This is a genomic window from Amycolatopsis sp. WAC 04197 (assembly GCF_003947475.1).
Lineage (GTDB): Bacteria > Actinomycetota > Actinomycetes > Mycobacteriales > Pseudonocardiaceae > Amycolatopsis > Amycolatopsis japonica.
On sequence record NZ_QHJK01000010.1, the window covers coordinates 413,560 to 436,915 of the forward strand.

At 68.9% G+C, this 23,356-nt stretch carries 29 protein-coding genes; 2 read left to right on the forward strand and 27 right to left on the reverse strand.

Annotation, left to right across the window (positions count from 1 at the left end):
• Positions 1 to 96 precede the first annotated feature (96 nt).
• From DMC64_RS34425 to DMC64_RS34470, 10 genes are all read right to left on the reverse strand, one after another.
• Positions 97 to 1,377 carry a deoxyguanosinetriphosphate triphosphohydrolase gene (locus DMC64_RS34425; RefSeq protein WP_125736873.1) on the reverse strand — a complete coding sequence of 427 codons (1,281 nt, stop codon included), beginning with the start codon at positions 1,375 to 1,377 and terminating at the stop codon, positions 97 to 99.
• Between the two features lie 38 nt (positions 1,378 to 1,415).
• A complete protein-coding gene (locus DMC64_RS34430; protein WP_037342869.1) occupies positions 1,416 to 2,048 on the reverse strand; it encodes a YdcF family protein in 633 nt (210 codons plus the stop codon).
• Between the two features lie 32 nt (positions 2,049 to 2,080).
• A complete protein-coding gene (locus DMC64_RS34435) occupies positions 2,081 to 2,686 on the reverse strand; it encodes a response regulator transcription factor (RefSeq protein ID WP_037342867.1) in 606 nt (201 codons plus the stop codon).
• Positions 2,683 to 3,879, reverse strand: a complete 1,197-nt coding sequence (locus DMC64_RS34440; RefSeq protein WP_125736874.1) for a sensor histidine kinase — start codon at positions 3,877 to 3,879, stop codon at positions 2,683 to 2,685. The genes DMC64_RS34435 and DMC64_RS34440 overlap by 4 nt, the downstream gene beginning before the upstream one ends.
• Positions 3,880 to 3,894: 15 nt before the next feature.
• Positions 3,895 to 4,623, reverse strand: a complete 729-nt coding sequence (locus DMC64_RS34445) for an ABC transporter permease (RefSeq protein WP_125736875.1) — start codon at positions 4,621 to 4,623, stop codon at positions 3,895 to 3,897.
• On the reverse strand, positions 4,620 to 5,543 hold the full coding sequence (locus DMC64_RS34450; protein WP_199755186.1) for an ABC transporter ATP-binding protein: 924 nt from the start codon (positions 5,541 to 5,543) through the stop codon (positions 4,620 to 4,622). Before DMC64_RS34450 ends, DMC64_RS34445 begins: the two co-directional genes overlap by 4 nt.
• Before the next feature lie 179 nt (positions 5,544 to 5,722).
• Entirely contained in the window at positions 5,723 to 7,111 is a 1,389-nt protein-coding gene (locus DMC64_RS34455; RefSeq protein ID WP_034316415.1) for a glycine--tRNA ligase, read from the reverse strand.
• A 91-nt stretch (positions 7,112 to 7,202) separates the two neighbouring features.
• Positions 7,203 to 7,865 carry a class F sortase gene (locus tag DMC64_RS34460; RefSeq protein ID WP_125736876.1) on the reverse strand — a complete coding sequence of 221 codons (663 nt, stop codon included), beginning with the start codon at positions 7,863 to 7,865 and terminating at the stop codon, positions 7,203 to 7,205.
• A 157-nt stretch (positions 7,866 to 8,022) separates the two neighbouring features.
• Complete coding sequence (locus DMC64_RS34465) at positions 8,023 to 8,652, reverse strand: class F sortase (RefSeq protein WP_125736877.1); 630 nt, start codon at positions 8,650 to 8,652, stop codon at positions 8,023 to 8,025.
• Between the two features lie 7 nt (positions 8,653 to 8,659).
• A complete protein-coding gene (locus DMC64_RS34470; RefSeq protein ID WP_125736878.1) occupies positions 8,660 to 9,733 on the reverse strand; it encodes a hypothetical protein in 1,074 nt (357 codons plus the stop codon).
• A gap of 265 nt (positions 9,734 to 9,998) precedes the next feature.
• Between DMC64_RS34470 and DMC64_RS34475 the strand changes: the two genes are divergently transcribed.
• Positions 9,999 to 10,382 carry a helix-turn-helix transcriptional regulator gene (locus DMC64_RS34475; protein WP_037343441.1) on the forward strand — a complete coding sequence of 128 codons (384 nt, stop codon included), beginning with the start codon at positions 9,999 to 10,001 and terminating at the stop codon, positions 10,380 to 10,382.
• Between the two features lie 2 nt (positions 10,383 to 10,384).
• Entirely contained in the window at positions 10,385 to 10,798 is a 414-nt protein-coding gene (locus DMC64_RS34480; protein WP_020629376.1) for a Fur family transcriptional regulator, read from the forward strand.
• 65 nt (positions 10,799 to 10,863) lie between these two features.
• Here the strand turns inward: DMC64_RS34480 and DMC64_RS34485 are convergent, their stop codons facing one another.
• From DMC64_RS34485 to DMC64_RS34565, 17 genes are all read right to left on the reverse strand, one after another.
• Positions 10,864 to 11,589 (reverse strand): TIGR03943 family protein, encoded by a 726-nt coding sequence (locus DMC64_RS34485; RefSeq protein ID WP_038517042.1) that lies wholly within the window; start codon positions 11,587 to 11,589, stop codon positions 10,864 to 10,866.
• Positions 11,586 to 12,602 (reverse strand): permease, encoded by a 1,017-nt coding sequence (locus DMC64_RS34490; RefSeq protein WP_016332474.1) that lies wholly within the window; start codon positions 12,600 to 12,602, stop codon positions 11,586 to 11,588. The genes DMC64_RS34485 and DMC64_RS34490 overlap by 4 nt, the downstream gene beginning before the upstream one ends.
• 37 nt (positions 12,603 to 12,639) lie before the next feature.
• On the reverse strand, positions 12,640 to 13,062 hold the full coding sequence (locus DMC64_RS34495) for a hypothetical protein (protein WP_005158775.1): 423 nt from the start codon (positions 13,060 to 13,062) through the stop codon (positions 12,640 to 12,642).
• Positions 13,059 to 13,880 carry an isoprenyl transferase gene (locus DMC64_RS34500; protein WP_016332472.1) on the reverse strand — a complete coding sequence of 274 codons (822 nt, stop codon included), beginning with the start codon at positions 13,878 to 13,880 and terminating at the stop codon, positions 13,059 to 13,061. Before DMC64_RS34500 ends, DMC64_RS34495 begins: the two co-directional genes overlap by 4 nt.
• 39 nt (positions 13,881 to 13,919) lie before the next feature.
• A complete protein-coding gene (recO, locus tag DMC64_RS34505; RefSeq protein ID WP_037342846.1) occupies positions 13,920 to 14,681 on the reverse strand; it encodes a DNA repair protein RecO in 762 nt (253 codons plus the stop codon).
• Between the two features lie 49 nt (positions 14,682 to 14,730).
• Entirely contained in the window at positions 14,731 to 15,159 is a 429-nt protein-coding gene (locus tag DMC64_RS34510; protein WP_037342843.1) for a CD225/dispanin family protein, read from the reverse strand.
• Between the two features lie 38 nt (positions 15,160 to 15,197).
• Positions 15,198 to 15,662 carry a CD225/dispanin family protein gene (locus tag DMC64_RS34515; protein WP_125736879.1) on the reverse strand — a complete coding sequence of 155 codons (465 nt, stop codon included), beginning with the start codon at positions 15,660 to 15,662 and terminating at the stop codon, positions 15,198 to 15,200.
• A 55-nt stretch (positions 15,663 to 15,717) separates the two neighbouring features.
• Positions 15,718 to 16,806, reverse strand: a complete 1,089-nt coding sequence (locus DMC64_RS34520; protein ID WP_125736880.1) for an RDD family protein — start codon at positions 16,804 to 16,806, stop codon at positions 15,718 to 15,720.
• A 146-nt stretch (positions 16,807 to 16,952) separates the two neighbouring features.
• Positions 16,953 to 17,405 (reverse strand): DUF2752 domain-containing protein, encoded by a 453-nt coding sequence (locus DMC64_RS34525; RefSeq protein ID WP_037342836.1) that lies wholly within the window; start codon positions 17,403 to 17,405, stop codon positions 16,953 to 16,955.
• Entirely contained in the window at positions 17,402 to 17,752 is a 351-nt protein-coding gene (locus DMC64_RS34530; protein ID WP_125736881.1) for a CD225/dispanin family protein, read from the reverse strand. Before DMC64_RS34530 ends, DMC64_RS34525 begins: the two co-directional genes overlap by 4 nt.
• Before the next feature lie 25 nt (positions 17,753 to 17,777).
• Complete coding sequence (locus tag DMC64_RS34535) at positions 17,778 to 18,119, reverse strand: CD225/dispanin family protein (protein ID WP_016332465.1); 342 nt, start codon at positions 18,117 to 18,119, stop codon at positions 17,778 to 17,780.
• A gap of 156 nt (positions 18,120 to 18,275) precedes the next feature.
• The gene (gene era / locus DMC64_RS34540; protein WP_016332464.1) at positions 18,276 to 19,175 is read right to left on the reverse strand and encodes a GTPase Era; all 900 of its coding nucleotides are present in this window, start codon (positions 19,173 to 19,175) and stop codon (positions 18,276 to 18,278) included.
• Positions 19,175 to 19,501, reverse strand: a complete 327-nt coding sequence (locus tag DMC64_RS34545) for a hypothetical protein (protein WP_037342833.1) — start codon at positions 19,499 to 19,501, stop codon at positions 19,175 to 19,177. Before DMC64_RS34545 ends, era begins: the two co-directional genes overlap by 1 nt.
• Positions 19,494 to 20,846: a hemolysin family protein gene (locus DMC64_RS34550; RefSeq protein ID WP_037342830.1), complete on the reverse strand. Its 1,353-nt coding sequence runs from the start codon at positions 20,844 to 20,846 to the stop codon at positions 19,494 to 19,496. Before DMC64_RS34550 ends, DMC64_RS34545 begins: the two co-directional genes overlap by 8 nt.
• A 13-nt stretch (positions 20,847 to 20,859) precedes the next feature.
• Positions 20,860 to 21,414 (reverse strand): rRNA maturation RNase YbeY, encoded by a 555-nt coding sequence (gene ybeY / locus DMC64_RS34555; protein ID WP_016332461.1) that lies wholly within the window; start codon positions 21,412 to 21,414, stop codon positions 20,860 to 20,862.
• The gene (locus DMC64_RS34560) at positions 21,411 to 22,496 is read right to left on the reverse strand and encodes a PhoH family protein (RefSeq protein WP_037342828.1); all 1,086 of its coding nucleotides are present in this window, start codon (positions 22,494 to 22,496) and stop codon (positions 21,411 to 21,413) included. The genes ybeY and DMC64_RS34560 overlap by 4 nt, the downstream gene beginning before the upstream one ends.
• 114 nt (positions 22,497 to 22,610) lie before the next feature.
• Positions 22,611 to 22,961: a histidine triad nucleotide-binding protein gene (locus DMC64_RS34565; protein WP_125736882.1), complete on the reverse strand. Its 351-nt coding sequence runs from the start codon at positions 22,959 to 22,961 to the stop codon at positions 22,611 to 22,613.
• Positions 22,962 to 23,356 lie beyond the last annotated feature (395 nt).

Sequence of the window (23,356 nt, forward strand, 5' to 3'; positions counted from 1 at the left end):
GCCTCCTTGAGGGACCCAGAGTCCCTCAAGGAGGCCTTCACGGACTTCGGACAAGGAGGTACAGAAGACACGGTTGGCCCTAACCGCCCTTACCAGTCACGCGACACCGCCGTGGCGGCCGGTGTGCCAGGCGTGCCACGCGTACGCCTGCGCGTCCGTGAGGGACGCCACTTGGTCGACGACCACGCGCAGGCGGGCCGCGTCGTCCGCGGCGGCCTCCCAGGCGGGCAGGAACAGGCCGTCGAGCGCGTCCGGGGCGCGGCGGCACAGCGCGCCGACCAGTTCGGCGAGCGTCTGACGCTGACCGTCCTGCATCGCGAGGCGCCGTTTGTCGCTCATCACGTACCGCAGCGCGAGCGCCTTGAACAACGCGACCTCGGCCGCGACCTGCTCCGGAATGACCAGGCGTGCGGCATAGCGGCTCAGCGGCCCTTCGCCGTACACCTCCCTCGTCGCGCCGACCACCGCCGTCGCGAACCGGCCGACCAGCTCGCTCGTCAGCCGTTTCAACGCGACCTGCGCCTTGAGCGAACCGTCGAGCCCCGGTTCGGTGAGTTCCGCGACCACGGGCAGGTCGAGCAGTTCCTTCGCCGCACCTTCCAAAGTGGACTGCGACTGGTGCGAAAACCTGCGCGCCGCCTCGGCCACCGCCGCGCGTTCCTCCGCGTCGGCCAGTACCCGCAACGAGATCCTGCCGGCCAGCACCCCGTCCTCGACGTCGTGCACGGAATACGCGACGTCGTCGGACCAGTCCATGATCTGCGCTTCCAGACTGGTGCGGCGCTCCGGCGCACCGGCCCGGACCCAAGCGAAGACCTCGGCGTCGTCGGAGTACACGCCGTATTTCGGATTGCCTTCTTCACGGGGCCACGGGTACTTCGTCGAGGCGTCGAGACAGGCGCGAGTGAGGTTCAGCCCGCCGGCGGCCCCGCCTTCGAGCAGGACCTTGGGCTCCAGCCTGGTCAGGATCCGCAAGGTCTGCGCGTTGCCCTCGAAACCACCGCACGGCTGCGCGACCTCGTCCAGCGCGCGCTCGCCGTTGTGCCCGAACGGCGGGTGCCCGATGTCGTGCGCGAGACCGGCGGTGTCCACCAGATCCGGGTCCGCGCCCAGTTCGTCCGCGATCCCCCTGCCGATCTGGGCGACCTCCAGCGAATGCGTCAGCCGCGTGCGCGGTACGCCGCTGACCTCGGCACCTTCCCCCGGGCCGACCACCTGGGTCTTGCCGGCCAGCCGCCGCAGGGCGGCCGAGTGCAGCACGCGTGCGCGATCACGGGCGAAGGCGCTTCGCCCGTCTTCCGCGCCCTCCAGCGCCGCGCCCTTGGGCCGCTCGGGCAGCAGACGCGCCCTGTCGGCCTCGGTGTAGGTGTCGCTCACCAGCCAAGCTTAAGCGCGATCACCGACACTCATCGGGTTCAGACCTCCGCGGGGAACCTGGTGAGGCGGTAGTACAGCAGCGCGCCGGTCTCGCGGACGATGTAGCGCGCCTGCGTCTCGCGGGCCTGAACGATCGGGCCGCGGTGTGTGGGCGACGTCCAGGCGTCGAGGCCGAGGTCGTCGGCCATCACCCGCGCCCGGAACGAGTGCCACGGATCGCTGACCAGCACGGCGGTCTTCCAGCCCCGCTGCTGCACCTGTTCGGCGACCGCGCGGAGGCTGCGCAGGGTGTCGCTGCCCTCACCGACCGGCAGGGTCGCCGACACGGGCACACCCCGTTTGCGCAGCCATTGCGCGCCCGCGTGCGCCTCGGTGTAGTTGTCGTCGGCCTTCTTGCCGCCCGCGGTGACGATGACCTCGGCGACGCCCTGGTCGTACAGCGCCTTCGCCTTCTCCAGCCGGGAACGGAAGATCTCCGACGGCCTGCCGTTGTACTGGGCCGCGCCGAGCACCACGATGACGTCGGCGCGGTCGCGCACGTCCTCCCGCGCCACCTGCCAGACCCGGAACGCCGTTCCGCCGATCAGCGCGACGACGATCAGCAGGAACCCCGCCAAGGTCCGGCGCACCCAGCTCGCGCGGGTGGGCTTGGTCCGTTCGGCGGTACTCACGAAGGTGATTCTCGCAGAGCCGCGAGGTGATCTCAGAGCCAGCCGTGCTCTTCCGCGAGCCGCACCGCCTCGGCCCTCGTCCTCGCCCCGGTCTTGCCCATCGCGGCCGAAAGATGGTTGCGCACGGTGCCTTCGGAAAGGTGCAGCGCGCGGGCGATGTCGGCCACCGTGCTGCCGTCCTTGGCGGCCTTGAGGACGTCGTGTTCGCGTCCGGTGAGCGGGCTCGCGCCGGTGGCGAGCGATTCGGCGGCGAGTGCGGGATCGACCACCCGGAGTCCGCCGTGGACCCGGCGGACGGCGTCGACGAGCTGCTCCGGCGGAGCGTCCTTGACCACGAATCCCGCGGCACCGGCGGCCATCGCCCGCGACAGGTAGCCAGGCCTGCCGAAGGTGGTGCAGATGATGATCCGGCACAGCGGGAGCGCGCCGTGCAGTTCGGCGGCGGCTTCGAGACCGTCCTTGCCCGGCATCTGGACGTCGAGCAGCGCGACGTCCGGCGAGGTCTCCTTCGCCCGCTGAAGCACTTCGTCGCCCGAGCCGACCTGGGCGACCACCTCGATGTCGGCTTCGAGGCCGAGCACGGTGGCCAAGGCCCCGCGCACCATCGCCTGGTCGTCGGCGAGCAGGACCCGGATCACGCGCAGCCTCCAGTGGGTTCGGAGAGCGGCGCGGCCACGTCGCTCCGCAGGGCGGACTCGGGTACGTCCGCCCGGACGAGCCATCCTCCCCCAGGTGGCGTGGTGGCGGTCAAGGTCCCGCCGACCGCGTCCAACCGTTCGGTGAGGCCGCGCAGGCCGTTGCCCGCCATCGCCTCGCCGCCTTCGCCGTCGTCCTCGATTTCCAGCCAGGTCTTGCCGAGACGGACCTTCACGCGCTTCGCCCCGGAATGCCGGAGCACGTTGGTGACCGCTTCCCGCAGCACGTAACCGAAAGTGCGCTGCAGGGCGGGAGCGACATCGTCCACCGCGTGCGGCAGATCCGCGTCGATCTCGGCCGCCCGCAGCGCCGCCCGCGCTCCGGCGACCTCCGCCGACAGCGACACCTCGCGATATTCGGAGACCGTGGCACGGATGTCCGCGAGAGCGCTGCGAGTCAGGCTTTCGACCTCGCTGATCTCCTGCAGCGCACGGGTGTCGTCCTTTCCGCTCTCCAGGATCCGGCGGGCGAGCCCGGCCTTGACCGTGATGGTGGTGAGGCTGTGGCCGAGGATGTCGTGCAGATCCCGCGCCAGGCGCTCGCGTTCACCCGCCACCGCGAGCGTGGCGATCTCCCGGTTCGCCGCCTCCAGTTTCCGCACCGCGCGGACCAGGTTCGCCATGAAGAACATCGCCGCCGTGATCGAGGCGACCGCCACGAGGTCACCGAAGTCGTATTTCCCGATGATCAGATGGACGGCCAGCACCAGCAGCAGGGCACCGCCGTCGAGGATCAGCGACCACGCCGGCGGCAGTGTGAAGGCCAGCACCGCCGTCGCGTAGATCAGGATGTACGGGTTGTTGTCGTGCAGGAACACCAGCGCGAGACCGATGAGCAGCATCAGCACCGAGAAGACGTAGGTCGTCTTCCGCCGGGAAGGCCGCAGGGCGAGCGGGAACAGCAGATAACACGCGCCGTAGGCGATCAGGAAACCGACGACCACCAGCGTTTCCGCAGTGACCCCGCCGGTGGCCAGCTCGACCACCGTGGGAATGAAAGTCGGCAGGACGAAGGCGGTGCCGAGTACGGCCCACTTCGCCGGCCGGGGCCCGCTGCCGGTCCGCGGCGGCATGTCCGACCACCAGTTCTCCCGGCTGTTCAAGCCCGTCTCGACCCTGCCCGGGTAGTCGCTCACCGGTTCACCCATCTCTCAGACCCGCGCACTGTCCTTACGGTAACGCCTGATCACCAGCGTCCCGAGGACCGCGGTCCACGCCGCCAGCACGCCGAGCGCGGCCGGGAGACTCACCGTGAGATGGTCGGTGACCACCGGGCGGACCAGCTGGATCAGCCAGTACGTCGGCGTCACCTGGGCGATGTCGGCCATCCACGACGGCATCCCGTCGATCGGGATCCACAGGCCGCCCAGGAAACCCATGCCCATCATCACGATCATGTTCAGCGGCTGCATCGACTCCGGTGTGCCGAACTGGCCGAGCAGCAGGCCGAGCAGCACCAGCGGGATCGCGCCGAGCCAGCAGCCGAGCACCAGCCGCAGCCAGCCGGCGGCGTCGAGGTGGACACCTTGGAACAGGACGCCGATCAGCGGGACGACGAGCAACGACGGGAGCGCGACGAGCATCGCCGAGAGCGCCTTGCCGCCGAGATAGCCGGCGCCCGTCAGCGGGGTCAGCCGCAGCTGGCGCTGCCAGCCCGTGGACCGCTCGATGGCCAGTTTCGCGCCGCTCGTCATCGCGGCGGAGAAGGTGCCGAAGGCCATCATGTTGACCATGATCACGCCGGCGATGTTCATCTCCGCGGACCCGAAGACGTTGGCCTGCAACAGGAACATCAGCACCGGGAAGGCGACGGCGAAGAGCACGAACCGGGTGGAACGGAAGGTGCGGACGATCTCGGTCTTGAGATAGGTCGGGTTCATCGGACGGTTTCCTCGGTGGCTTCGGTGGTCAGGGACAGGAACGCGCCTTCAAGACCGACGGCGCTGATCTCGATGTCGTGCGCTTCGGGGATTTCGGTCAGCAACGCGCGCAGCGTGGCGTCGGAATCGGAACTGGAGATCGCGGCGCGGCCACCGCGGAGTTCGAATCCGGTGACCGCGGGCAGCCCCGCGATCACCGGCTCCGCCGCCGCGGGCACGACCGCGCGGATCGTGCGTCCCCCGGCCAGCGCACGGACCTGCGCGACCGAACCGTCCGCGACGATCCGCCCCGACCGCATCAGCACGACACGGTCGGCGAACTCTTCGGCCTCTTCGAGATAGTGGGTGGCGAACAGGACCGTGCGGCCGGTGTCCGTGTACTCGTACATGGACTTCCAGAACTCGCGGCGCGTGCCGACGTCCATCGCGGCGGTCGGCTCGTCGAGGATCAGCAGATCGGGGTCGCTCACGAGCGCGACGGCGAACCGCACGCGCTGCTTCTGCCCGCCGGAAAGCCTGGTGGAGCGCCGGTTCGCGAGATCCTCGATCCCGGCGCGGCGCAACGCGTCCCGCACCGGCATCGGCTTGCGGTGCAGCGCCGCGACCATGCCGACGGTCTCGGCGACCGTGAGATCTTCGACGAGCGCGCCGCCCTGCAGCATCGCGCCGATCATCCCGTCGCCGACCGCGTCCCCCGGCTCGCGGCCGAACACGGTCACGGTGCCGCGGTCGGGCACGCTCAGGCCCAGGATCATGTCGACGGTGGTGGATTTGCCCGCGCCGTTGGGGCCGAGGAGCGCGACGACCTCGCCCGGCGCGATCGTCAGGTCCACGCCGTCGACGGCGTGGACGTCGCCATAGTGCTTACGCAGCCCGGAAAGCCGTACCGCCGCCCCCGCGGTGATGTCTTGTTCTCGCATGCTTGGAGCTTGTCGCGCGAGGGGGTCGCGGCCGTGGGCCGCGCGTCACGACCTGAGGGTGACAGTTGTCAGGGGTGCGCCGCTCCCGAACGTCATGAAAGGGCCGTTCAGGACAAGAAACGTCCTGAACGGCCCTTTCATGACACTTGGCCGGACGGTGCGGCGCGAGTAAGCGGAACTCAGGCGCCGATCAGCCGGCCCGCCAGGTACGACTCGAGTTTGTCGATCGCGACCCGTTCCTGCGCCATGGTGTCGCGCTCCCGCACGGTCACCGCGTGGTCGTTGAGCGAGTCGAAGTCGACGGTCACGCAGTACGGCGTCCCGATCTCGTCCTGGCGCCGGTAGCGGCGGCCGATCGCGCCGGCGTCGTCGAAGTCGACGTTCCAGTGCTTGCGCAGCGCCGCCGCGACGTCGCGCGCCTTCGGCGTGAGATCGGCGTTGCGGGACAACGGGAGGACGGCGACCTTGAACGGCGCGAGCCGGTAGTCCAGCTTGAGCACCGCGCGGGTGTCGGTGCTGCCCTTGGCGTTCGGCACCTCTTCCTCGTGGTACGCGTCGACGAGGAACGCCATCATCGACCGGCCGACACCGGCCGCGGGCTCGATGACGAACGGGCGGAACCGCTGCTTCGTGGCCTGGTCGAAGAACGACAGGTCCACACCGGAGTGGTTCGAGTGCGTCGTGAGGTCGAAGTCGGTGCGGTTCGCGATACCTTCGAGCTCGCCCCATTCCTGGCCCGCGTTGAACGCGAAGCGGTACTCGATGTCGACGGTGCGCTTCGAGTAGTGGGAGAGCTTTTCCTTCGGGTGCTCGTAAAGGCGGAGGTTGTCCGCCTTGATGCCGAGGTCCTTGTACCACTCGGTGCGCGCGTCGATCCAGTACTGGTGCCAGGTCTCGTCCTCGCCCGGCTCGACGAAGAACTCCATCTCCATCTGCTCGAACTCGCGCGTGCGGAAGATGAAGTTGCCCGGCGTGATCTCGTTGCGGAACGACTTGCCGATCTGGCCGATGCCGAACGGCGGCTTCTTGCGCGCCGCGGTCTGCACGTTGAGGAAGTTGATGAAGATGCCCTGCGCGGTCTCCGGACGGAGGTAGTGCACGCCTTCCTCGGACTCGACCGGGCCGAGGTAGGTCTTGAGCATCATGTTGAAGTCACGCGGCGCGGTGTACTGCCCGCGGGTGCCGCAGTTCGGGCACGGCACCTCGGACAGGTCGTCCTCGGACACCTCCTTGCCCGAACGGGCGGAGAAGTCCTCGGCCAGCTGGTCGGCGCGGAACCGCTTGTGACAGGAGAGACATTCGATCAGCGGGTCGGTGAAGACGTCCAGGTGACCCGACGCGACCCACACCTGGCGGGGCAGGATCACCGACGAGTCGAGGCCGACGACGTCGTCGCGGCTCTGCACGACGGTCTTCCACCACTGGCGCTTGATGTTGTCCTTGAGTTCGACACCGAGGGGCCCGTAGTCCCACGCCGACTTGGTACCGCCGTAGATCTCTCCACACGGGAAAACGAAGCCTCGACGCTTGCACAGGCTGACGACGGTCTCAATGGTGTTGGCGGGCACTCCACGCTCCGAAGCATGCGGGGACGGGTATGGGCTAGAAGGACAAGACTAACCGCCCGTCCCCGCGCGACCTCCGGCGAGGTCGGACCGCTCAGGGCCTGCTGACCAACGAGGCGGTGACGATGCGGTTGTCCTCGTAACCGTCGGTCCCGCCGACGTACTCGCCACCGCAGGTGACCAGCACCAGCCGATGCGGCCCGTCCGGCCCGAACAGCTTCTCCGACTGTTCGGCGAGCTTCGTCTTGTGCACGGTGACGATCTCGCCGATCTTGTACACCCACTTACCGCCGTCGGTGTCGACGACGTCGACCTCCTGACCGGTCTTGAGCCGCCACAATTCGTCGAACGGGCCCTTCTTGCCTTTCCAGTTCACATGTCCGGAAAGCAGGGAAGCGCCCTGGTCGGCGCCCAGTTTCGCGCCCCACCAGGTGGCTTCGTCGAGACCCTCGGGGATGGGCAGGGTCCCGTCCGCGGTCAGTTCCTTGCGGATCAGTTTCGCCGTGCCGCCGCCGGGGAGTTTGACCGTGCCAGGCGCCTGTCCCAGGTCGGCCGGGGTCTGGGGCGGCTGAGCCGCCGACGTGGTCGCCTGGCCCTGGGTGGCCGCGACGACAGGATCACTCGTTCCGGTGAACACGAACACCGCGACCACGGCCGCCACCACGAAGATCGCGGCACCGATGAGGATCAACCCCAGGCTGGAGCGCTTCTTCAGCTGCTCCTCGCTCGCCGTACCGTCGTCGAACTGTCCCACCATCGGGTATTACTCCTTGCTCGCGTGTGGCCGCCGGAGCGGCCGGTGTCGCTAGACACGCGACGCGAGCCGAGAGAGGTTGCACCCACTTCCCGCGTTTCGTCCTCTGAATGCGGTCCTTGCGCGTGCAACTACCGCATTCAGAGGACGAAACGCGGGGTCAGGCGGGCGGGCCGGAAACGGGGGTCGCGACGATCACCCGGTTGTCCCGGTAGCCGTCGGTCCCGCCCAGGTAGTCGCCGCCGCAGGTGACCAGGACCAGCCGATGCGGCCCGCTCTGCGCGAACAGCTTCGCCGCCTGCGCGGGCAGGTCGTTCTTGTGCACCGTGACGACCTCCCGCACGCGATAGACCCAGATACCGCCCGCCGCGTCGCTGACGGCCACCTCCTGGCCCTCGTGCATCCGCCACAGCTCGTCGAACGGCCCTTTGACGCCGCCCCAGTTGACGTGCCCGGAGATCAGCGACGTACCCGCTTCGGCGCCGAGCCGCGCGCCCCACCAGGCCGCGTCGCCGAGCCCTCGCGGGATCGGGAGGACGCCGGTGGAGTTGACCTCGGAACGCACGAGCCTCGCCGATCCGCCTTCGGGCAAACGGATGGTGCCGGGCCGCTGCCCGCGTTTCGAACTGTCGGCGGGCAGCGCCAGCGGGGCGCCGTCCTCACCGGGCAAGACCGCTGGTTCCGCGAGCGACACCGGCTGTTCCGGCGGGATCCAGGTCAGCACGATCACGCCCGCGGAGATGGCGAGCGCCGAGACGACGGCGGACAGTGCCGCCAGCCAAGGCCGCACGAGGTCGCTACTTCTCCCGCACCGGAACGGGTTTACGACGGCGCAAGAGCAGCATGGCCGCGGCGCCGATCACGATGCCGCCGCCCAGCAGCCCCAGCCCGACCACGGTCCGCGTCGAGTCGGCGGCCTGCGGCGGGATACCGCCCGCGGGCACCGTCCCCGGCACCGCGGGCTGTTCGGGCGCCGCGCCCGGGCCGGTACCGCCGGCGGGTTTCGCGACGAAGTTCTTCGGGATCGAGCAGCTCACGCCGCCGAGCACGAGCGTCGTGCGGGCCTCGCGGAGATCCTTGCCCGCGCCGTCGCGCACGTGCGTGACGATGTCCACCTTCCAGCCCGCCACCGCGGTCACGTCGCCGTCGCGCCAGCCGTCCTGCCGGATCAACTGGTCGAAGGCGGTCACGCGGGACACGGTCAGGTCGGAGGTGGTCTTGTCCTTGCTGGCCGTTTTGTCGATTTCGCCGGTCGAGGGCGGGCCGAGCTTGAGCCCCTTGACATCGACGCCCGAAGCGCCGGACGGCTTGAGCGCGCCGGTTTCGTCGCGCACCCAGATCTTGCCCACGCTCGTCGACGACGTCGTCTTGCTAGGCGACGAGCAGTCGACGGCGCTCTTCGCGCCCTCGAGGACCAGCACGGTGTTGTCGGCGGGCTTCGCGCCACCGCGCCCGTTGTCGAGCAGGGCATAGTTGCTCTCCGCGACCGCCGTCGGGACCGTGGTCTGCTGCAGCGCGGCGAGCACGTTGTGGTCGCGGCTGGCGATACCGGGCGGGAATGGGCTCTGAGCACCGAAGCGGCCCAGGTTGACGGCCCATTTGTCGCCGAAGGTGTTCTTCTCGCCGTTGTCACGCGGGACGACGGTGCGGTCCGGAGAGAGTTTCGATTGGCCGGGCGTCAGCGGTGAGCGCTGGGTTTCGGTGATCAGCGATCCCGGGTTCCCGATGCGCACCGACGCCACATTCGCGAACGACACGGGGCCGGTCTTCTCATCGACGGCCTGTGTCGTCTGCGCCGAGGCGAGCCCCGGGACCGACGCCAAAGCGACGGCCGCCGTCGCGGCGGCCAGCTTCGTCACGAAACGAGTCATGTCTCCCCACTGCCTCTCCGGGCCCTCAGAGCGCGGTCGTCGGCGTACGAGAAGCGACGAAACGCTCCGCGACAACCTTGCACCGTTGGCGACCACATGCGAAGTGGAATGGTCATTTCTTTGCGAAGTCACCCGAATGGAGCAGTAACATCGCCGCCAAGTGGTCGCCCGGTCGGCGAACAGACCACCGGGGACGGGAACACTAAGATGGGCTGGACTGTTACTGGCAATGACTTCGGAAATCATGATGGACATGGAGGCGGCGATGGCTACGGTGACCCCGGACTCTGCCGCCCCGGGTCTCGCGGAAGACCCCGGACCGCATTCGTCGGCCCGTCCCCCCGCCGAACCCGCGACGTCGGCCTCGCCCGCCGTCCTCGCGGACGCCGGCGACCTGCTCAGGGCGCTCGCCGCGCCCGTGCGCATCGCCATCGTCCTGCAGTTGCGTAACGCGGACAGGTGCGTGCACGAACTGGTGGACACACTCGATGTCGCGCAGCCGCTGATCAGCCAGCACCTGCGGGTGCTGAAGACCGCGGGTGTCGTACAGGGTGAGCGACGCGGCCGTGAGGTGGTGTACCGGCTGGTCGACGATCACCTTGCGCATATCGTGGTGGACGCCGTAGCCCACGTTCAGGAGGGGAAGTGAGCATGAGTCCGACGACGGCCAACAGTTCCGCGCCGGTGCCGGGACGCCGGTCGACGAAACAGCGGGCCGCCGTGGTCGAGCTGCTCAAGGAGATCGACGACTTCCGTTCCGCCCAGGAACTGCACGACGAGCTGCGCAAACGCGGCGACGGCATCGGGCTCACAACGGTGTACCGCACGCTGCAGTCGCTCTCGGAGGCCGGCGAGATCGACGTCCTGCGCACCGACACCGGCGAGGCCATCTACCGGCGTTGCTCGTCGCACCACCACCATCACCTGGTGTGCCGTCTCTGCGGCAGCACGGTCGAGGTCGAGGGCCCCGCGGTGGAGCGATGGGCCGAGAAGATCGCTTCGGAGCACGGGTTCTCCGACATCAGCCACACCGTGGAGATCGTCGGGACCTGCTCGAACCACTGACGAGTGTCATGAAAGGGTCGTTCAGGACGAAAGATGTCCTGAACGACCCTTTCATGACATCCGGCTCAGTACTCGTAGGGGTCCTTCGGCGCCGGCACCTGCCGCACCGAGGTGAGCGTCAGATCCGGCATGTAGCTGTTCTCCCGCACCGCGGTCCCCGGCACGACCGTCCCGGTGACCTCGAGCCAGGTGTCGTTCCCGAAACCCGACACGCCGTCGCCCACCATCCGCACGGTGATCGGGAAGGCGTCGGCCGCGCAGCAGCCGATGACCATCCGCGCCAGCATCGTGTTGCCCTCGTTGTGCACGACGAAACCGGACAGCCGCACCGTTCGCCCGTTCAGCGAGCCACTGGAATCCCACCCCGCCCGGCTGACGAACTCGTTGACCTCCAGCGGGACCACGTCCCCGGCGGGCAGGGGTGGGAAGGCGGCCGCGTTGCTCGCCGAAGCGCTCTGCGGCGCCCTGGCCTCGGTGCGGGTGACCGAATCGGCGCCCAGCGCGGGCGGCGCGACCAGGAACACGGCCAGCACCGGCACCATCAGCAGCCACGCCGACCGGGTGTTGTGGTCGTGCGCGTGGACGTCCCCGGACACGACGGCGGCGGCCCGCGCGGCCAGCAGGTCGCGGACGATCGCGACCGCGCCCAGCGCGACCATCACCGCGCCGCCCGCGATGATCCACGGCTGCTGCGCGGGTTTGACGTAGCGCAGGTAGTCGCCGTTGATCGTGATCTTCAGCAGCGCGCCGCCGAGCAGAATCAGCAGGATGTTCTGGGTCTCGCGTTTCACGCGCCACCTCCGAGGATCAGCACACCCGACACGACGGCGCACGACAGCGCGACCACGAACGTCACCGGCGCGAACCGGAGCGCGAAGGACTTGCCGAAGGTGCCCGTCTGCAGGGCGAACAGCTTCACGTCGATCGCGGGCCCGACCACCAGGAACACCAGTTTCGGCAGCAGCGGCATCGCGGTCAGCGACGCGGCGACGAAGGCGTCGGCCTCACTGCACAGGGCCAGCACGACGGCGAGCACGGCCATCACCAGCACCCCGAGCACGATCTGCTCCCCCAGCACCCCGAACCACTTGGCGGGCACCAGCACGTTCATCGCGGCGGCGATCATCGCGCCGAGCACGAGGAAACCGCCCGCCTCGACCAGATCCGCCCGCGCGGTCTCGGCGAAGGTCTTCCACCGCGATCCGTGCTGAACCTCCGGAAGCCGCCGCAGAGCGCGCTCCGCGATCCAGTCGAGCTTGCCCCACTTCGCCCACAGCCAGCCCATCACCATCGCGGTGGCGAGCGAACCGGCGAACCGGGCGAACACCATTTCCGGGTTCCCGGGGAACGCCACCGCCGTGGCGACCAGCACCACCGGGTTCACCGCGGGTGCGGCGAGCAGGAAGGTCAGCGCGGCCGCGGGCGCGACGCCCTGGCCGATCAACCGCCGCGCGACCGGCACCGACGCGCATTCACACCCCGGCAGGGCGACCCCGGCCAGCCCCGCGACACCGACCGCGGCACCGGCCCGGCGAGGGAGCACCTTCTCCAGCACCCGCGCGGGCACGAACGCCGCGATCGCGCCGCTGATCAGCACCCCGAGCACCAGGAACGGCAGCGCCTGCACGCAGACGGCGACGAACACGGTCGAGCCGGTCCGCAGCGCGGGCACGTCGAACACCTGCTGGAGCCAGCTCTGCCCGAGGATCGCGATCAGCAGGATCGCGCAGAGCACCTCGATCGAGGTGATCTTGAACCGCCGGGCCGGCTTCTTCTCCGGGGCGCTTCTGGAAATGGTTTCCATGCGCGCGATGATGCCAGGTGACCGTGCGTCCCGGCGGTCACTCCCCGGGAGCGGTGCCGAGCAGGTCCGAACGCAGCTGCGAAGCGGTCGAGACGACCAGCATGAGCAGCGTCCCGAGCGGCGAGGGGTCCATGCCCTCGGCCGGGAACGCGTACCTCAGCGTGATGTCGATGCCCTTCTCCGAACGCACGACCCCGAGCGTGCCGAACAGGCCCTGTCCGGCGCGTTCCGCCGCCGAGGCCGCGATCGCCGGGTCGTCCGGCAGATCCCAGGCCACGACGCAGGTCAGGCTCAGCACCGTCAGCCCTTCGGCCAGCCGGGTCGCCTGGATGACGCACGGGACGTCCGCGTGCGAGAAGGTCAGCGCGCCGTCGTCGTCGACGTGGACTTCGAGATAGCGCTCGAGGGCTTCCCGCGCCGACGTCAGCAACGCCGCCGTGTCCGCTGCTTCGGTGGTCATGCGGTCCCTTCGGAAGCCTTGTCGACGGCCCCGCCGAAGCGGCGGTCCCGTTTCGCGAATTCGAGGCACGCCCGCCACAGGTGGGTGCGGTCGAAGTCGGGGAAGAGCGTGTCCTGGTAGACCATCTCGGCGTAGGCCGACTGCCAGAGCAGGAAGTTCGACGTCCGCTGCTCCCCCGACGGCCGCAGGAACAGGTCCACGTCCGGCATGTCGGGCTGGTACAGGTACTTGCCGATGGTCTTCTCGGTGACCTTGTCCGGGTTCAGCTTCCCGTCGGCGACGTCCTGGGCGATCCGGCGCATCGCGTCGCCCAGTTCGGCACGGCCGCCGTAGTTGACGCACATCGTCATGTTCAGCGCCGTGTTGTGCTTGGTCTTCTCCTCGGCGACCTGGAGTTCCTTGATGACGCTCGCCCACAGCTTGGGGCGGCGGCCCGCCCAGCGGATGCGGACGCCGATCGAACCGAGGTAGTCGACCTGGCGGCGGATGGTGTCGCGGTTGAAGCCCATCAGGAAACGGACCTCCTCCGGGCTCCGCTTCCAGTTCTCGGTGGAGAACGCGTACACCGAAAGCCATTTGACGCCGAGCTCCACGGCGCCGCTGGCGACGTCGATCATCACCGCTTCACCGCGTTTGTGGCCCTCGATCCGCGGCAGCCCGCGCTGGTTCGCCCAGCGGCCGTTGCCGTCCATCACCAGCGCCACGTGCTTCGGGAGGAGTTCCTTGGGGATCTCCGGCGGCCGGGCACCGGACGGATGCGGCTCCGGCGCGCGAAGTTCGAATTGTGACGCCTTGTTCTCGCGTCCCCTGCGCAGCACCTTCGAGCCTCCTGAACGAGTGAACCTGTGCCTGCGACCCTACTGCGCCTGCGCGCCGGCCTCCCGCGCACGCCTCTCCACCAGCGGCAGCGACCGCAACTGACGCTCCAGATGCCACTGCAGATGCGCCGCGACCAGGCCGGACGCGTCCCGCCGCGGCACCGGCAGCGACGCCTCGGCCACCGGCCACTCGCCGTGCAGGAGCGCCGCGAGCAGCGTCAGCACCTCCTGGGAGGGGTGGACACAGCCGGGAACCCGGCAATCCGGGCACATCGAACCCCCGGCGGACACGCTGAACGCCTTGTGCGGACCGGGCAGGCCGCAGCGGGCGCATTCGGTGATCGCGGGCGCCCAGCCGGCGTAGGCCATGGCCCGCAGGAAGAAGGCGTCGAGGATGAGGGAACTGTCCCGTTCGCCGCCCGCCAGCGCCCGGAGCGCTCCGACGACGAGCATGTAGAGCTTGAGCACCGGCTCGCCTTCTTCGGCGGACAGCCGGTCCGCGGTCTCGGCGATGGCGCTCGCGGCGGTGTAGCGCTGGTAGTCGGCCACCAGCGGCAGCGCGAAGGCGTCGACCGTCTCGACCTGGGTGATCACGTCGAGCGAGCGGCCGGTGTAGAACTGGACGTCGACGTGCCCGAACGGCTCCAGACGCGCCCCGAAGCGCGATGACGTCCGACGCACGCCCTTCGCGACCGCACGGACCTTGCCGTGCCGTCGCGTGAGCAGGGTGACGATCCGGTCGGCCTCACCCAGCTTGTGCGTCCGCAACACCACTCCGGTGTCGCGATAGAGGTTCACCACCCCGACATCGTCCCACCTGGGACCGACATCGGGGTGGTGTGCCCCGGAATCAGCAGTAGCTACTGCTGTAGCAGCTCGAGACCGACGCGGTCGCGACGATCGAGATGATGATCATCACGATGGCGAACACGCAGCCGAGGCCGCCGATGATCGACGCGATCATGCACATGGTCCTCGTGGACCTCGACGCGTCCGCGGCGGCGGCGTAGTTGCCCTGCATCTTGTAGGTGTTGACCTCGTTGGACTTCATGATCGCGAAGATCGCGATGATCCAGCAGAGGAAGATGCAGCCGATCGCCCAGCCCTTGTAGTCCTTGATGGCGTTGATGTCGCCCCCGGGCATACCGCCCGGCGCGCCGTAAGGGGAAGGCTGACCGTACGGAGCAGGCTGGCCGTAGGGGGCGGGCATGCCACCGGACGGCGGCCCGTAGCCAGGCTGCTGTCCGTAAGGCTGCTGCTGGCCGTAGGGGTTGGTCATGAAAGTGGTCCTCGTCGTTCTTTCGGCTACGGGTCGGGCTAGATGCTCGCGGCGACCAGGACGATCCAGAGAATGGAGAACAGGCAGCCGACACCGCCGATGATCGAGGCGATCATGCACATGGTCTTCGTCGACTTCGACGCGTCCATGGCGGCGGCGTAGTTGCCCTGCATCTTGTACGTGTTGACCTCGTTGGACTTCATGATCGCGAAGATCGCGATGATCCAGCAGAGGAAGATGCAGCCGATCGCCCAGCCCTTGTAGTCCGGGATCGAGTTGATGTCACCGCCACCACCGGGCATACCGCCCGGCGCGCCATAGGGCGCGGGCTGACCGTACGGCGCGGGCTGGCCGTAAGGCGCCGGCTGGCCGTACGGCATCGGGTTCGGGCCGGAAGGCTGGCCGTACGGCGCGGGCGTGGCGCCGGACGGGGGTCCGTATCCGGGCTGAGGCTGCTGGCCATAGGGCTGCTGGCCGGGCTGCTGGCCGTACGGGTTCGTCATCGGGGTTCCCCACTTTTGTCGCATTTGCCGACGGGTGGATCCCGCCGGTTTTTCCTTACTGTTGCGGTGTTCCGGGCCCGTTCGGCCCATCCGCTCCGGGCAACTGCTGCCTCAGCTGCTCCGGGGTGATCTTCTGCGTCGGCTCGGCTTCGTCGAACCCTGACGGTGCCTGCTGAGGCTGCTGCCCCGGGCGGAGGACCTGCGTCGGCTCGGCCTCGCCCAGAGCCGGCTCAGGCTGGGACTCCGGTGACGGCGCCGCGGTTCCGTGCGGCGGCTGCCCGAAGGGCTGGGACGGCTGCTGCCCGAACGGCTGCGGCTGCTGGGGCTGCTGGCCGAACGGGGACTGCTGCTGCGGCGCGCCGAACGGCTGGGACGGCTGCTGTTGCGGCTGGCCGAACGGCGCGGGCGGCGCCGGGAACGACGGCGGCGCCGGGAATCCCGGGGTCTGACCGAACGGCGCCGACGTGGTCGCGGCCGCGTCGCCCGGCACGACGACGGTGCTGAGGATCTTGTCCGCGAACGTCTGCTTCTTCTCGTCCCACAGCGGCCAGAGGTAGCCGAGACCGCAGACCCAGCCGTCCAGGTTGTGGCACAGGTCCCGGACGAACGCCATCAGCGGACCGATCGGCTGGCCGTCGCTCTCGCGGACGAGCTTGGTGTTCACCATCTTCTTGCCGAGCGACTGGCCGGTGGTGCCCATCTTGATCCACCGGTTGTAGACGGTCCAGCCGATCCCCGCGAGGTAACCGACGCCGGAGATGATGCCGCCGATGAGCGAATTCGCGTTCGTGGCGATGATGGCGCCGATGATCGGAAGGACGAAGATCGGCGCGAAGTCGATCAGCGACCCGGCCGCGCGCAGGCCCCAGTGGGCGTAGTCGGTCCGCGGACCGAACTGGGAGGCCTGGCCGAACGGAGAGGCCTGCCCCTGCTGGCTGAAGGGGGACTGCGGCTGCGCGCCGAACGGCTGGCTCGGCTGCTGGCCGAACGGCGAAGACTGAGGCTGCTGCCCGAACGGCGAGGGCTGTTCTCCCGACGGCTGCTGCCCGAACGGCGACTGCGGCTGCGGCGACTGCGGCTGCCCATCCCCGGATCCGGGCGGCGGCTGCTGTCCCGGCGGCTGCTGGCCGTAGGGAGTGGTCATCGAAATCCCCTCGCTGGTTCCTCGCCCCTGGCGCACGGGGCCTCTGCGGCGACCCGGGCTGAATGTACGGCATGGGTACACACCGAGCAGACCGGTGCGCGGGAGCGTACTCGGTACCACCGACGATCCGGGCCTCGGCCCGGCACTCACACGTAAAGCGAGGTGAACGGGGCGAAGGGCAGGTTACGGATGACGAACCAGACGACGAACACGACACCGAACGCGAGCGGAGTCCAGCGCCAGTGCAGCCAGCTGTCCACCGCGCGGCCGCGGAGCCTGCCGACCGCCCAGGCGACGGTGCTCCAGATGAGCAGCAGAACGACCACAAAGGACACCGCGTTGTAGTGCAGCGCGGCGGGGATGTCCCCGTGCAGCGCGCTGTAGACCATGCGCATGCCGCCGCAGCCCGGACAGGCGATACCCAGCAGGGTCTTGGTGGGACAGACCGGAAGCGGCCCGCCCGGAGTGGTGGGATCGCCCAGCCAGAGGGCGACACAGCCGAGGCCCGCCCCGGCGGCGATGGCCAGGGGCGGCCCCAGCGCGCGGGCCTTGGCTTTGAACCCGCGCGCCGGGAATCCCGTGTAGACGGACGACGTCACGGCGTGAAGCTTCCCGCCGACGCGCCGATGATGATCATCACCACGATGAAGATGATGTACAGCAGGAAAAGACCGCCGGTGGCGATCGCTCCCCACATGGACCACTTCTTCGCGTCGTCGGCGGCCTTCTGGGCTTCGGCGTGGAAGCCCTGCGACCACAACGTCTGCACCTGGCTCGACTTCACGATCGCGACGATACCCAGCGGCAAGCAGCACAACACCGTGCAGAGGATGGCCCACACCAGGTTGTTGTCCGGCGGGGGTCCGTAGTTCGGCACGCCGCCGTAATACGGCTGCTGCGGCGGTGGCCCGCCAGGAGGCGGGTAGTTCGGGTACTGGTCGGTCATGAGGTCTCCCCCTCGAGCGCCGGGATCAGCGGTAGTTGTTCACGTCCACCGAGGCCGCGAACACGCCGAGGAAGACGACGAGGACAACGTACAGAACGATGAGCACGCCACCGACGATCGCCGCGATGATCGACCACTTCTTGGCCGCGTCGGCCGCTTCCTGCGCGGCGGCGGGCTGGCCCTGCGCCCAGAGGGTGTTCACCTGGTTCGCCTTGACGATGGCGACGATACCGAAGGGCAGGCAGCACAGGATCGTGGTGAGGATCGCCCACACCAGGTTGTTGTTGGGCGGCGGGCCGGGGTTGTTGAAGCCTCCACCGCCCTGAGGGTCGCCGGAGTAGTTGGGCAGGCCCTGGTTGTCGGTCATTTACCGCTTTCCCTTCACGAATGAGATGTGGAACTGCGACCCGGGCGCGCCGCCCGATCAGCGATCACCGGAGTCAAGGGTTGAGACTCTAAGGTCACCCGTCCGGTTCCACACCATCAACCGGTCTCCGCGACCGAATCGAGACATTCCGTTCAGTCAGAAGCCCAGCCGTCGCAACTGACGGGGGTCGCGCTGCCACTCTTTGGCGACCTTGATGTGCAGATCGAGGTAGACCTTCGAACCGAGGAGGCCCTCGATCTGCTGCCGGGCGCGGGCGCCGACGTCCTTGAGCCGCTCCCCCTTGTGCCCGAGGATGATGCCCTTCTGGCTCGGTCGTTCCACATAAAGGAACGCGTGCACGTCGATCATGTCGTCCCTGCCCTCGTGGGGCAGCATCTCCTCGACGGTGACGGCGATCGAGTGCGGGAGTTCGTCCCGGACGCCCTCCAGCGCCGCCTCGCGGATCAGCTCGGCGACCAGGGTCTGTTCCGGCTCGTCGGTGAGTTCGCCGCCCGGATACAGCTGCGGACCCTCGGGAAGGTGGCGCACCAACAGATCCGAGAGCGCGCCGACCTGGAAACCGTCCACAGCGGACACCGGGATCAGCTCGGCGAACTCCATGACCTCCTGCAGGGCGAGCAACTGCTCGGCGACCTGCTCGGGTTTCACGAGATCCGTCTTGGTGACGACGCCGATCACCGGGGTGCGCTTGGCGATCTTCTTCAGTTCGGCGGCGATGAACCGGTCACCGGGGCCGACTTTTTCGTTGGCGGGCACGCACAATCCGACAACGTCCACTTCGGACCATGTCGAGTGGACGATGTCGTTCAGCCGCTCGCCGAGCAGGGTCCTCGGCCGGTGCAGGCCCGGTGTGTCGATGATCACCAGCTGGGCGTCGTCGCGGTGGACGATGCCGCGGATGGCGTGCCGGGTGGTCTGCGGTTTGCTGGAGGTGATCGCGACCTTGCTGCCGACGAGCGCGTTGGTCAGCGTCGACTTGCCCGCGTTGGGCCGCCCGACGAAGCAGGCGAAACCGGAACGATGCGGCTCGGCCATCAGTTCAGCACCTTGCCGCTGGGGTCGGCCAGGTAGATCGGGGCCTCGGCGGCGATGTCGCGCACCGCGTGCACGGAAGCCTCCTGGAGCAGCCCTTCGGCGCTGACCACGACGGCGGCCTCGATTCCTTCGGCTCCGCTCGAAACGGCGGCGGCGACGGCGGCCTGCAGCGCGGTGAGCTTGAACGACGGCTGGTCGACCGTGCTCGCCGCGTACGTGCGGCCGTCGGTGTCGCGGAGCGCGGCGCCTTCGGCGGCCTGGGTGCGGGCTCGCGCGGACCTGGCCAGGGTCACCAGCTTCTCGTCCTCGGCGTCCAGCTCAGGCATGTTCGACACTCCTGTCACTTTCATCGGGCTGCGGGACCCGGGTCCGGCGCCTGCCCTGGGCTGCGTCGGTCACCGCGTCCGCGTCGGCGGGGTGGACGACCACCGTGGTGATCCGCATCCGCCCGCGCCGGTCCTTACCGCCTTCGGCGAACAGCCGAAGTCCGGCGACCTCGGCTTCGGCCCCCGGCAGCGGGACCCTACCCAGTCGCTCGGCGAGCAGCCCGCCCACGGTCTCCACGTCGTGGTCTTCGAGGTCGATCCCGAACAGTTCACCCAGGTCGTCGATCGAGAGCCGGGACGAGACGCGGACCGCGCCGTTTTCGAGTTCTTCGACCTCGGGGCGTTCGTCGGCGTCGGATTCGTCGGTGATCTCGCCGACGATCTCCTCGAGGATGTCCTCGATGGTGAGCAGGCCGGCGGTGCCGCCGTACTCGTCGACGGCGATCGCCATGTGGTTGTGCGAGACCTGCATCTCCTTGAGCAGATCGTCGAGCCGTTTGGAGTCCGGCACGAAACTCGCCGGGTTCATCAACTCCTCGACCCGCCGCTGCGAGCCGCCTTCGGCCATGTACGCGGGCATGAGGTCCTTGATGTTGACCACGCCCACCACGTCGTCGACGGAGTCGCCGATCACCGGCAGCCGGGTGAACCCGGTGCGCAGGGCCAGCGCGAGCGCCTGGCGCACGGTCTTGTCGTGCTCGATCCAGACGATCTCCGTGCGCGGCACCATGACCTCGCGCGCGACGGTGTCGCCGAGTTCGAACACCGAGTGGATCATCTCGCGTTCGGATTCCTCGACGACGCCCCGTTCCTGGGCGAGGTCGACCAGCTCACGCAGTTCGACTTCGGAGGTGAACGGGCCTTCACGGAAACCGCGGCCCGGGGTGATGGCGTTACCGAGGACGATCAGCAGCCTGCTGAGCGGGCCGAGGATCGACCCGAGGACGCGGACGGGTCCCGCGACGACGAGCCCGATCCGGTACGGGTGCTGGCGGCCGAGGGTGCGCGGGCCGACACCGATGAGCACGTAACTCACCACGACCATCACCCCCGCGGCGACCACGATGGCGAGCCACAGCGGCCGGATCCAGCCGAGGATGTCGACGGTGACCAGCACGGTGGCGGTCAGCTCGCAGGTCATCCGCAGCAGCAGGATCAGGTTGATGTGGCGGCGGCGTTCGGCGATGACCAGCGACAGCTGACGCGCGCCGGGGCGGCCGAGCCGGACGAGACCGTCGGCGCGGGCCTTGGAGACCGTGCTGACGGCGGCGTCGGCGGCCGCGAACACCCCGGCGAGCAGGATCAGCGCGATGGCGATGACCAGCAGGGCCGTGGGACTACCCATGTCCGCGAACCGCCTAGGCGGGGGGCTCTTCGGCGGGCGCGGCGTCGAGGCCGGCGGTGCCGAGGAGCCTGTCGTCCGCGGAGCGCTGCGCGTCGCGCTTGTTGTGCGCGGCCACCGCGGCCTGGAACTCGCCGAGGATCCGCTTCTGCAGACCGAACATCTCGCGTTCCTCGGCGGGTTCGGCGTGGTCGTAGCCGAGCAGGTGCAGCACACCGTGCGTGGTGAGCAGGTGCAGCTCGTCCATCAGCGCGTGCCCGGCCGTCTTGGCCTGGTCCTTCGCGAACGCCGGGCACAGCACGATGTCGCCGAGCAGGGCGGGCGAGGCGTCGGGCGCGTCGGGACGGCGCGACGAGTCGAGCTCGTCCATCGGGAAGGCCATCACGTCGGTGGGACCGGGCAGGTCCATCCACCGCTCGTGCAGATCCTCCATCACCTCGAGGGTGACGAGCAGGATGGACAGCTCGGCGAGCGGGCTGACCTCCATCTTGTCGAGCGCGAAGCGGGCGGCCGACACGATCGAGGTCTCGTCGACGTTCACGCCCGATTCATTGGCGATTTCGATGCTCATGAACGGCGCTGACCCTTCCAACCGCTGCCCTGGTCCTTGCTGTCCTGCAGCGCCTGCCACTTCTCGTACGCGTCGACGATGTCGCCGACGAGCTTGTGCCGCACCACGTCCTGGCTGGTGAGCTGGGCGAAGTGCAGGTCCTCGACACCTTCGAGGATGTCGCGGACCACCCGGAGGCCGCTCTTCTGGCCGTTGGGGAGGTCGACCTGCGTGACGTCGCCGGTGACGACGATCTTGGCGCCGAACCCGAGCCGGGTGAGGAACATCTTCATCTGTTCCGGCGTGGTGTTCTGCGCTTCGTCGAGGATGATGAAGGCGTCGTTGAGGGTGCGGCCGCGCATGTACGCCAGCGGCGCGATCTCGATGGTGCCCGCCTGCATCAGCCGCGGGATCGACTCGGGCTCGACCATGTCGTGCAGCGCGTCGTACAGCGGGCGCAGGTACGGGTCGATCTTCTCGTTGAGCGTGCCCGGCAGGTAGCCGAGGCGCTCACCGGCTTCGACCGCCGGGCGGGTCAGCACGATGCGGGTGACCTGCTTCGCCTGCAGCGCCTGGACGGCCTTGGCCATGGCGAGGTACGTCTTGCCGGTACCGGCGGGGCCGATGCCGAAGACGATCGTGTGCTTGTCGATGGCGTCGACGTAGCGCTTCTGGTTGAGCGTCTTGGGCCGGATCGTCTTGCCGCGCCGGGAGATGATGTTCATGCTCAGCACTTCGGCCGGTGACTCGTGGTCACCGGTGGAGAGCATGCCGACGGTGCGGCGGACGGTGGCCGGGTCGACCTGCTGGCCGCGGCCGGCGAGCGTCACGAGTTCGGCGAAGACGCGTTCGGCGAAGGCGACGTCGGCGGGAGCGCCGGTCAGGGTGACCTCGTTGCCCCGGACGTGGACGTCGGCGGCGAGGAGCTCCTCGGCGACGCGGAGGTTTTCGTCCCTCGAGCCGAGCAGGCTGAGCGCGGCGGCGTCGGGGATGGGGAATCGGGACTGGGCCGCTTCGGTGATGGCGGCTTCGTCAGCCTTCGTCGGGGTGACGTCCGCGGGAACGTCGGGTCGGGCGGCTTCACCCGGTACGGTTCCGGCCACGTGGCCTCGGGCCTACTTCCTGCGCTTACGCTGCGATTTTCAACGACAGTGACGAGTTCGATGTTACTGGTTGCGGGTGGCGGCACGCAGTCCGGTTTCCGCAGGCCGCGCGCTTCAGCGCCCGAAATGCCCCAGCTGCTCGCCGCCGAGCACGTGCGCGTGCACGTGGAAGACGGTCTGCCCGGCGTCACCGTCGGTGTTGAAGACCACCCGGTAACCGGACTCCGCGATCCCCTCGATCTCCGCGACCTTGCGCGCCGTCAACGCTACGTCCGCGAGCAGCTGCGGATCGGCGGCGGCCAGTTCGCCGACGTTCCGGTACCGCTTCTTCGGCACCACGAGCACATGCACGCGAGCCTGCGGCGCTATGTCCCGGAACGCATACGTCGTCGCGTCCTCGTACACCTTGTCGGACGGGATCTCCCCCGCGATGATCCGCTCGAACAACGTCTCCGCGTCACTCATCCCCCCACCCTATCGCCCGCGGGAGCCCCACGCGGACGGGGCGAAGGGAGCTTTCGCCGCGTCGCATGCGAGGAAAGTCCCCTTCGCGTCCACGCTTCTCGGGCGGGGTGGTCGTGAGTGGCACCGCACTCACGTGATCGAAGCCGGAACTCGCGTGATTCGCGGCGGAACACCCCGAGTGCGGCCTCCAAGCACGCGAGTCACGTCCCTGATCACGCGAGTCACGCCTTCACTCACGCCGCCTGTGTTCCCAAAGTCCGTGAAGGCCTCTTGGAGTCATGGGGTTGTTGCAACACCGTCTGTGGGAAGGGGCGGGTTGTGCGGGTGTTTCGGTGGTTGCCGCGGTCGGTGCGGGTGGGGTTTTGGGATCAGGTTCGGGCGGGGGTGGCGGCGAA

Bases quoted from the DNA above. Each gene is read 5' to 3' on its own strand.
- DMC64_RS34445 (WP_125736875.1), bottom strand. From the start codon at position 4,623: ATGAACCCGACCTATCTCAAGACCGAGATCGTCCGCACCTTCCGTTCC.
- DMC64_RS34450 (WP_199755186.1), bottom strand. From the start codon at position 5,543: ATGCGAGAACAAGACATCACCGCGGGGGCGGCGGTACGGCTTTCCGGG.
- DMC64_RS34460 (WP_125736876.1), bottom strand. From the start codon at position 7,865: ATGGTGGGACAGTTCGACGACGGTACGGCGAGCGAGGAGCAGCTGAAG.
- DMC64_RS34470 (WP_125736878.1), bottom strand. From the start codon at position 9,733: ATGACTCGTTTCGTGACGAAGCTGGCCGCCGCGACGGCGGCCGTCGCT.
- DMC64_RS34475 (WP_037343441.1), top strand. From the start codon at position 9,999: ATGGCTACGGTGACCCCGGACTCTGCCGCCCCGGGTCTCGCGGAAGAC.
- DMC64_RS34480 (WP_020629376.1), top strand. From the start codon at position 10,385: ATGAGTCCGACGACGGCCAACAGTTCCGCGCCGGTGCCGGGACGCCGG.
- DMC64_RS34490 (WP_016332474.1), bottom strand. From the start codon at position 12,602: ATGGAAACCATTTCCAGAAGCGCCCCGGAGAAGAAGCCGGCCCGGCGG.
- DMC64_RS34495 (WP_005158775.1), bottom strand. From the start codon at position 13,062: ATGACCACCGAAGCAGCGGACACGGCGGCGTTGCTGACGTCGGCGCGG.
- DMC64_RS34510 (WP_037342843.1), bottom strand. From the start codon at position 15,159: ATGACCAACCCCTACGGCCAGCAGCAGCCTTACGGACAGCAGCCTGGC.
- DMC64_RS34515 (WP_125736879.1), bottom strand. From the start codon at position 15,662: ATGACGAACCCGTACGGCCAGCAGCCCGGCCAGCAGCCCTATGGCCAG.
- DMC64_RS34520 (WP_125736880.1), bottom strand. From the start codon at position 16,806: ATGACCACTCCCTACGGCCAGCAGCCGCCGGGACAGCAGCCGCCGCCC.
- DMC64_RS34530 (WP_125736881.1), bottom strand. From the start codon at position 17,752: ATGACCGACCAGTACCCGAACTACCCGCCTCCTGGCGGGCCACCGCCG.
- DMC64_RS34535 (WP_016332465.1), bottom strand. From the start codon at position 18,119: ATGACCGACAACCAGGGCCTGCCCAACTACTCCGGCGACCCTCAGGGC.
- era (WP_016332464.1), bottom strand. From the start codon at position 19,175: ATGGCCGAGCCGCATCGTTCCGGTTTCGCCTGCTTCGTCGGGCGGCCC.
- DMC64_RS34545 (WP_037342833.1), bottom strand. From the start codon at position 19,501: ATGCCTGAGCTGGACGCCGAGGACGAGAAGCTGGTGACCCTGGCCAGG.
- DMC64_RS34550 (WP_037342830.1), bottom strand. From the start codon at position 20,846: ATGGGTAGTCCCACGGCCCTGCTGGTCATCGCCATCGCGCTGATCCTG.
- ybeY (WP_016332461.1), bottom strand. From the start codon at position 21,414: ATGAGCATCGAAATCGCCAATGAATCGGGCGTGAACGTCGACGAGACC.
- DMC64_RS34565 (WP_125736882.1), bottom strand. From the start codon at position 22,961: ATGAGTGACGCGGAGACGTTGTTCGAGCGGATCATCGCGGGGGAGATC.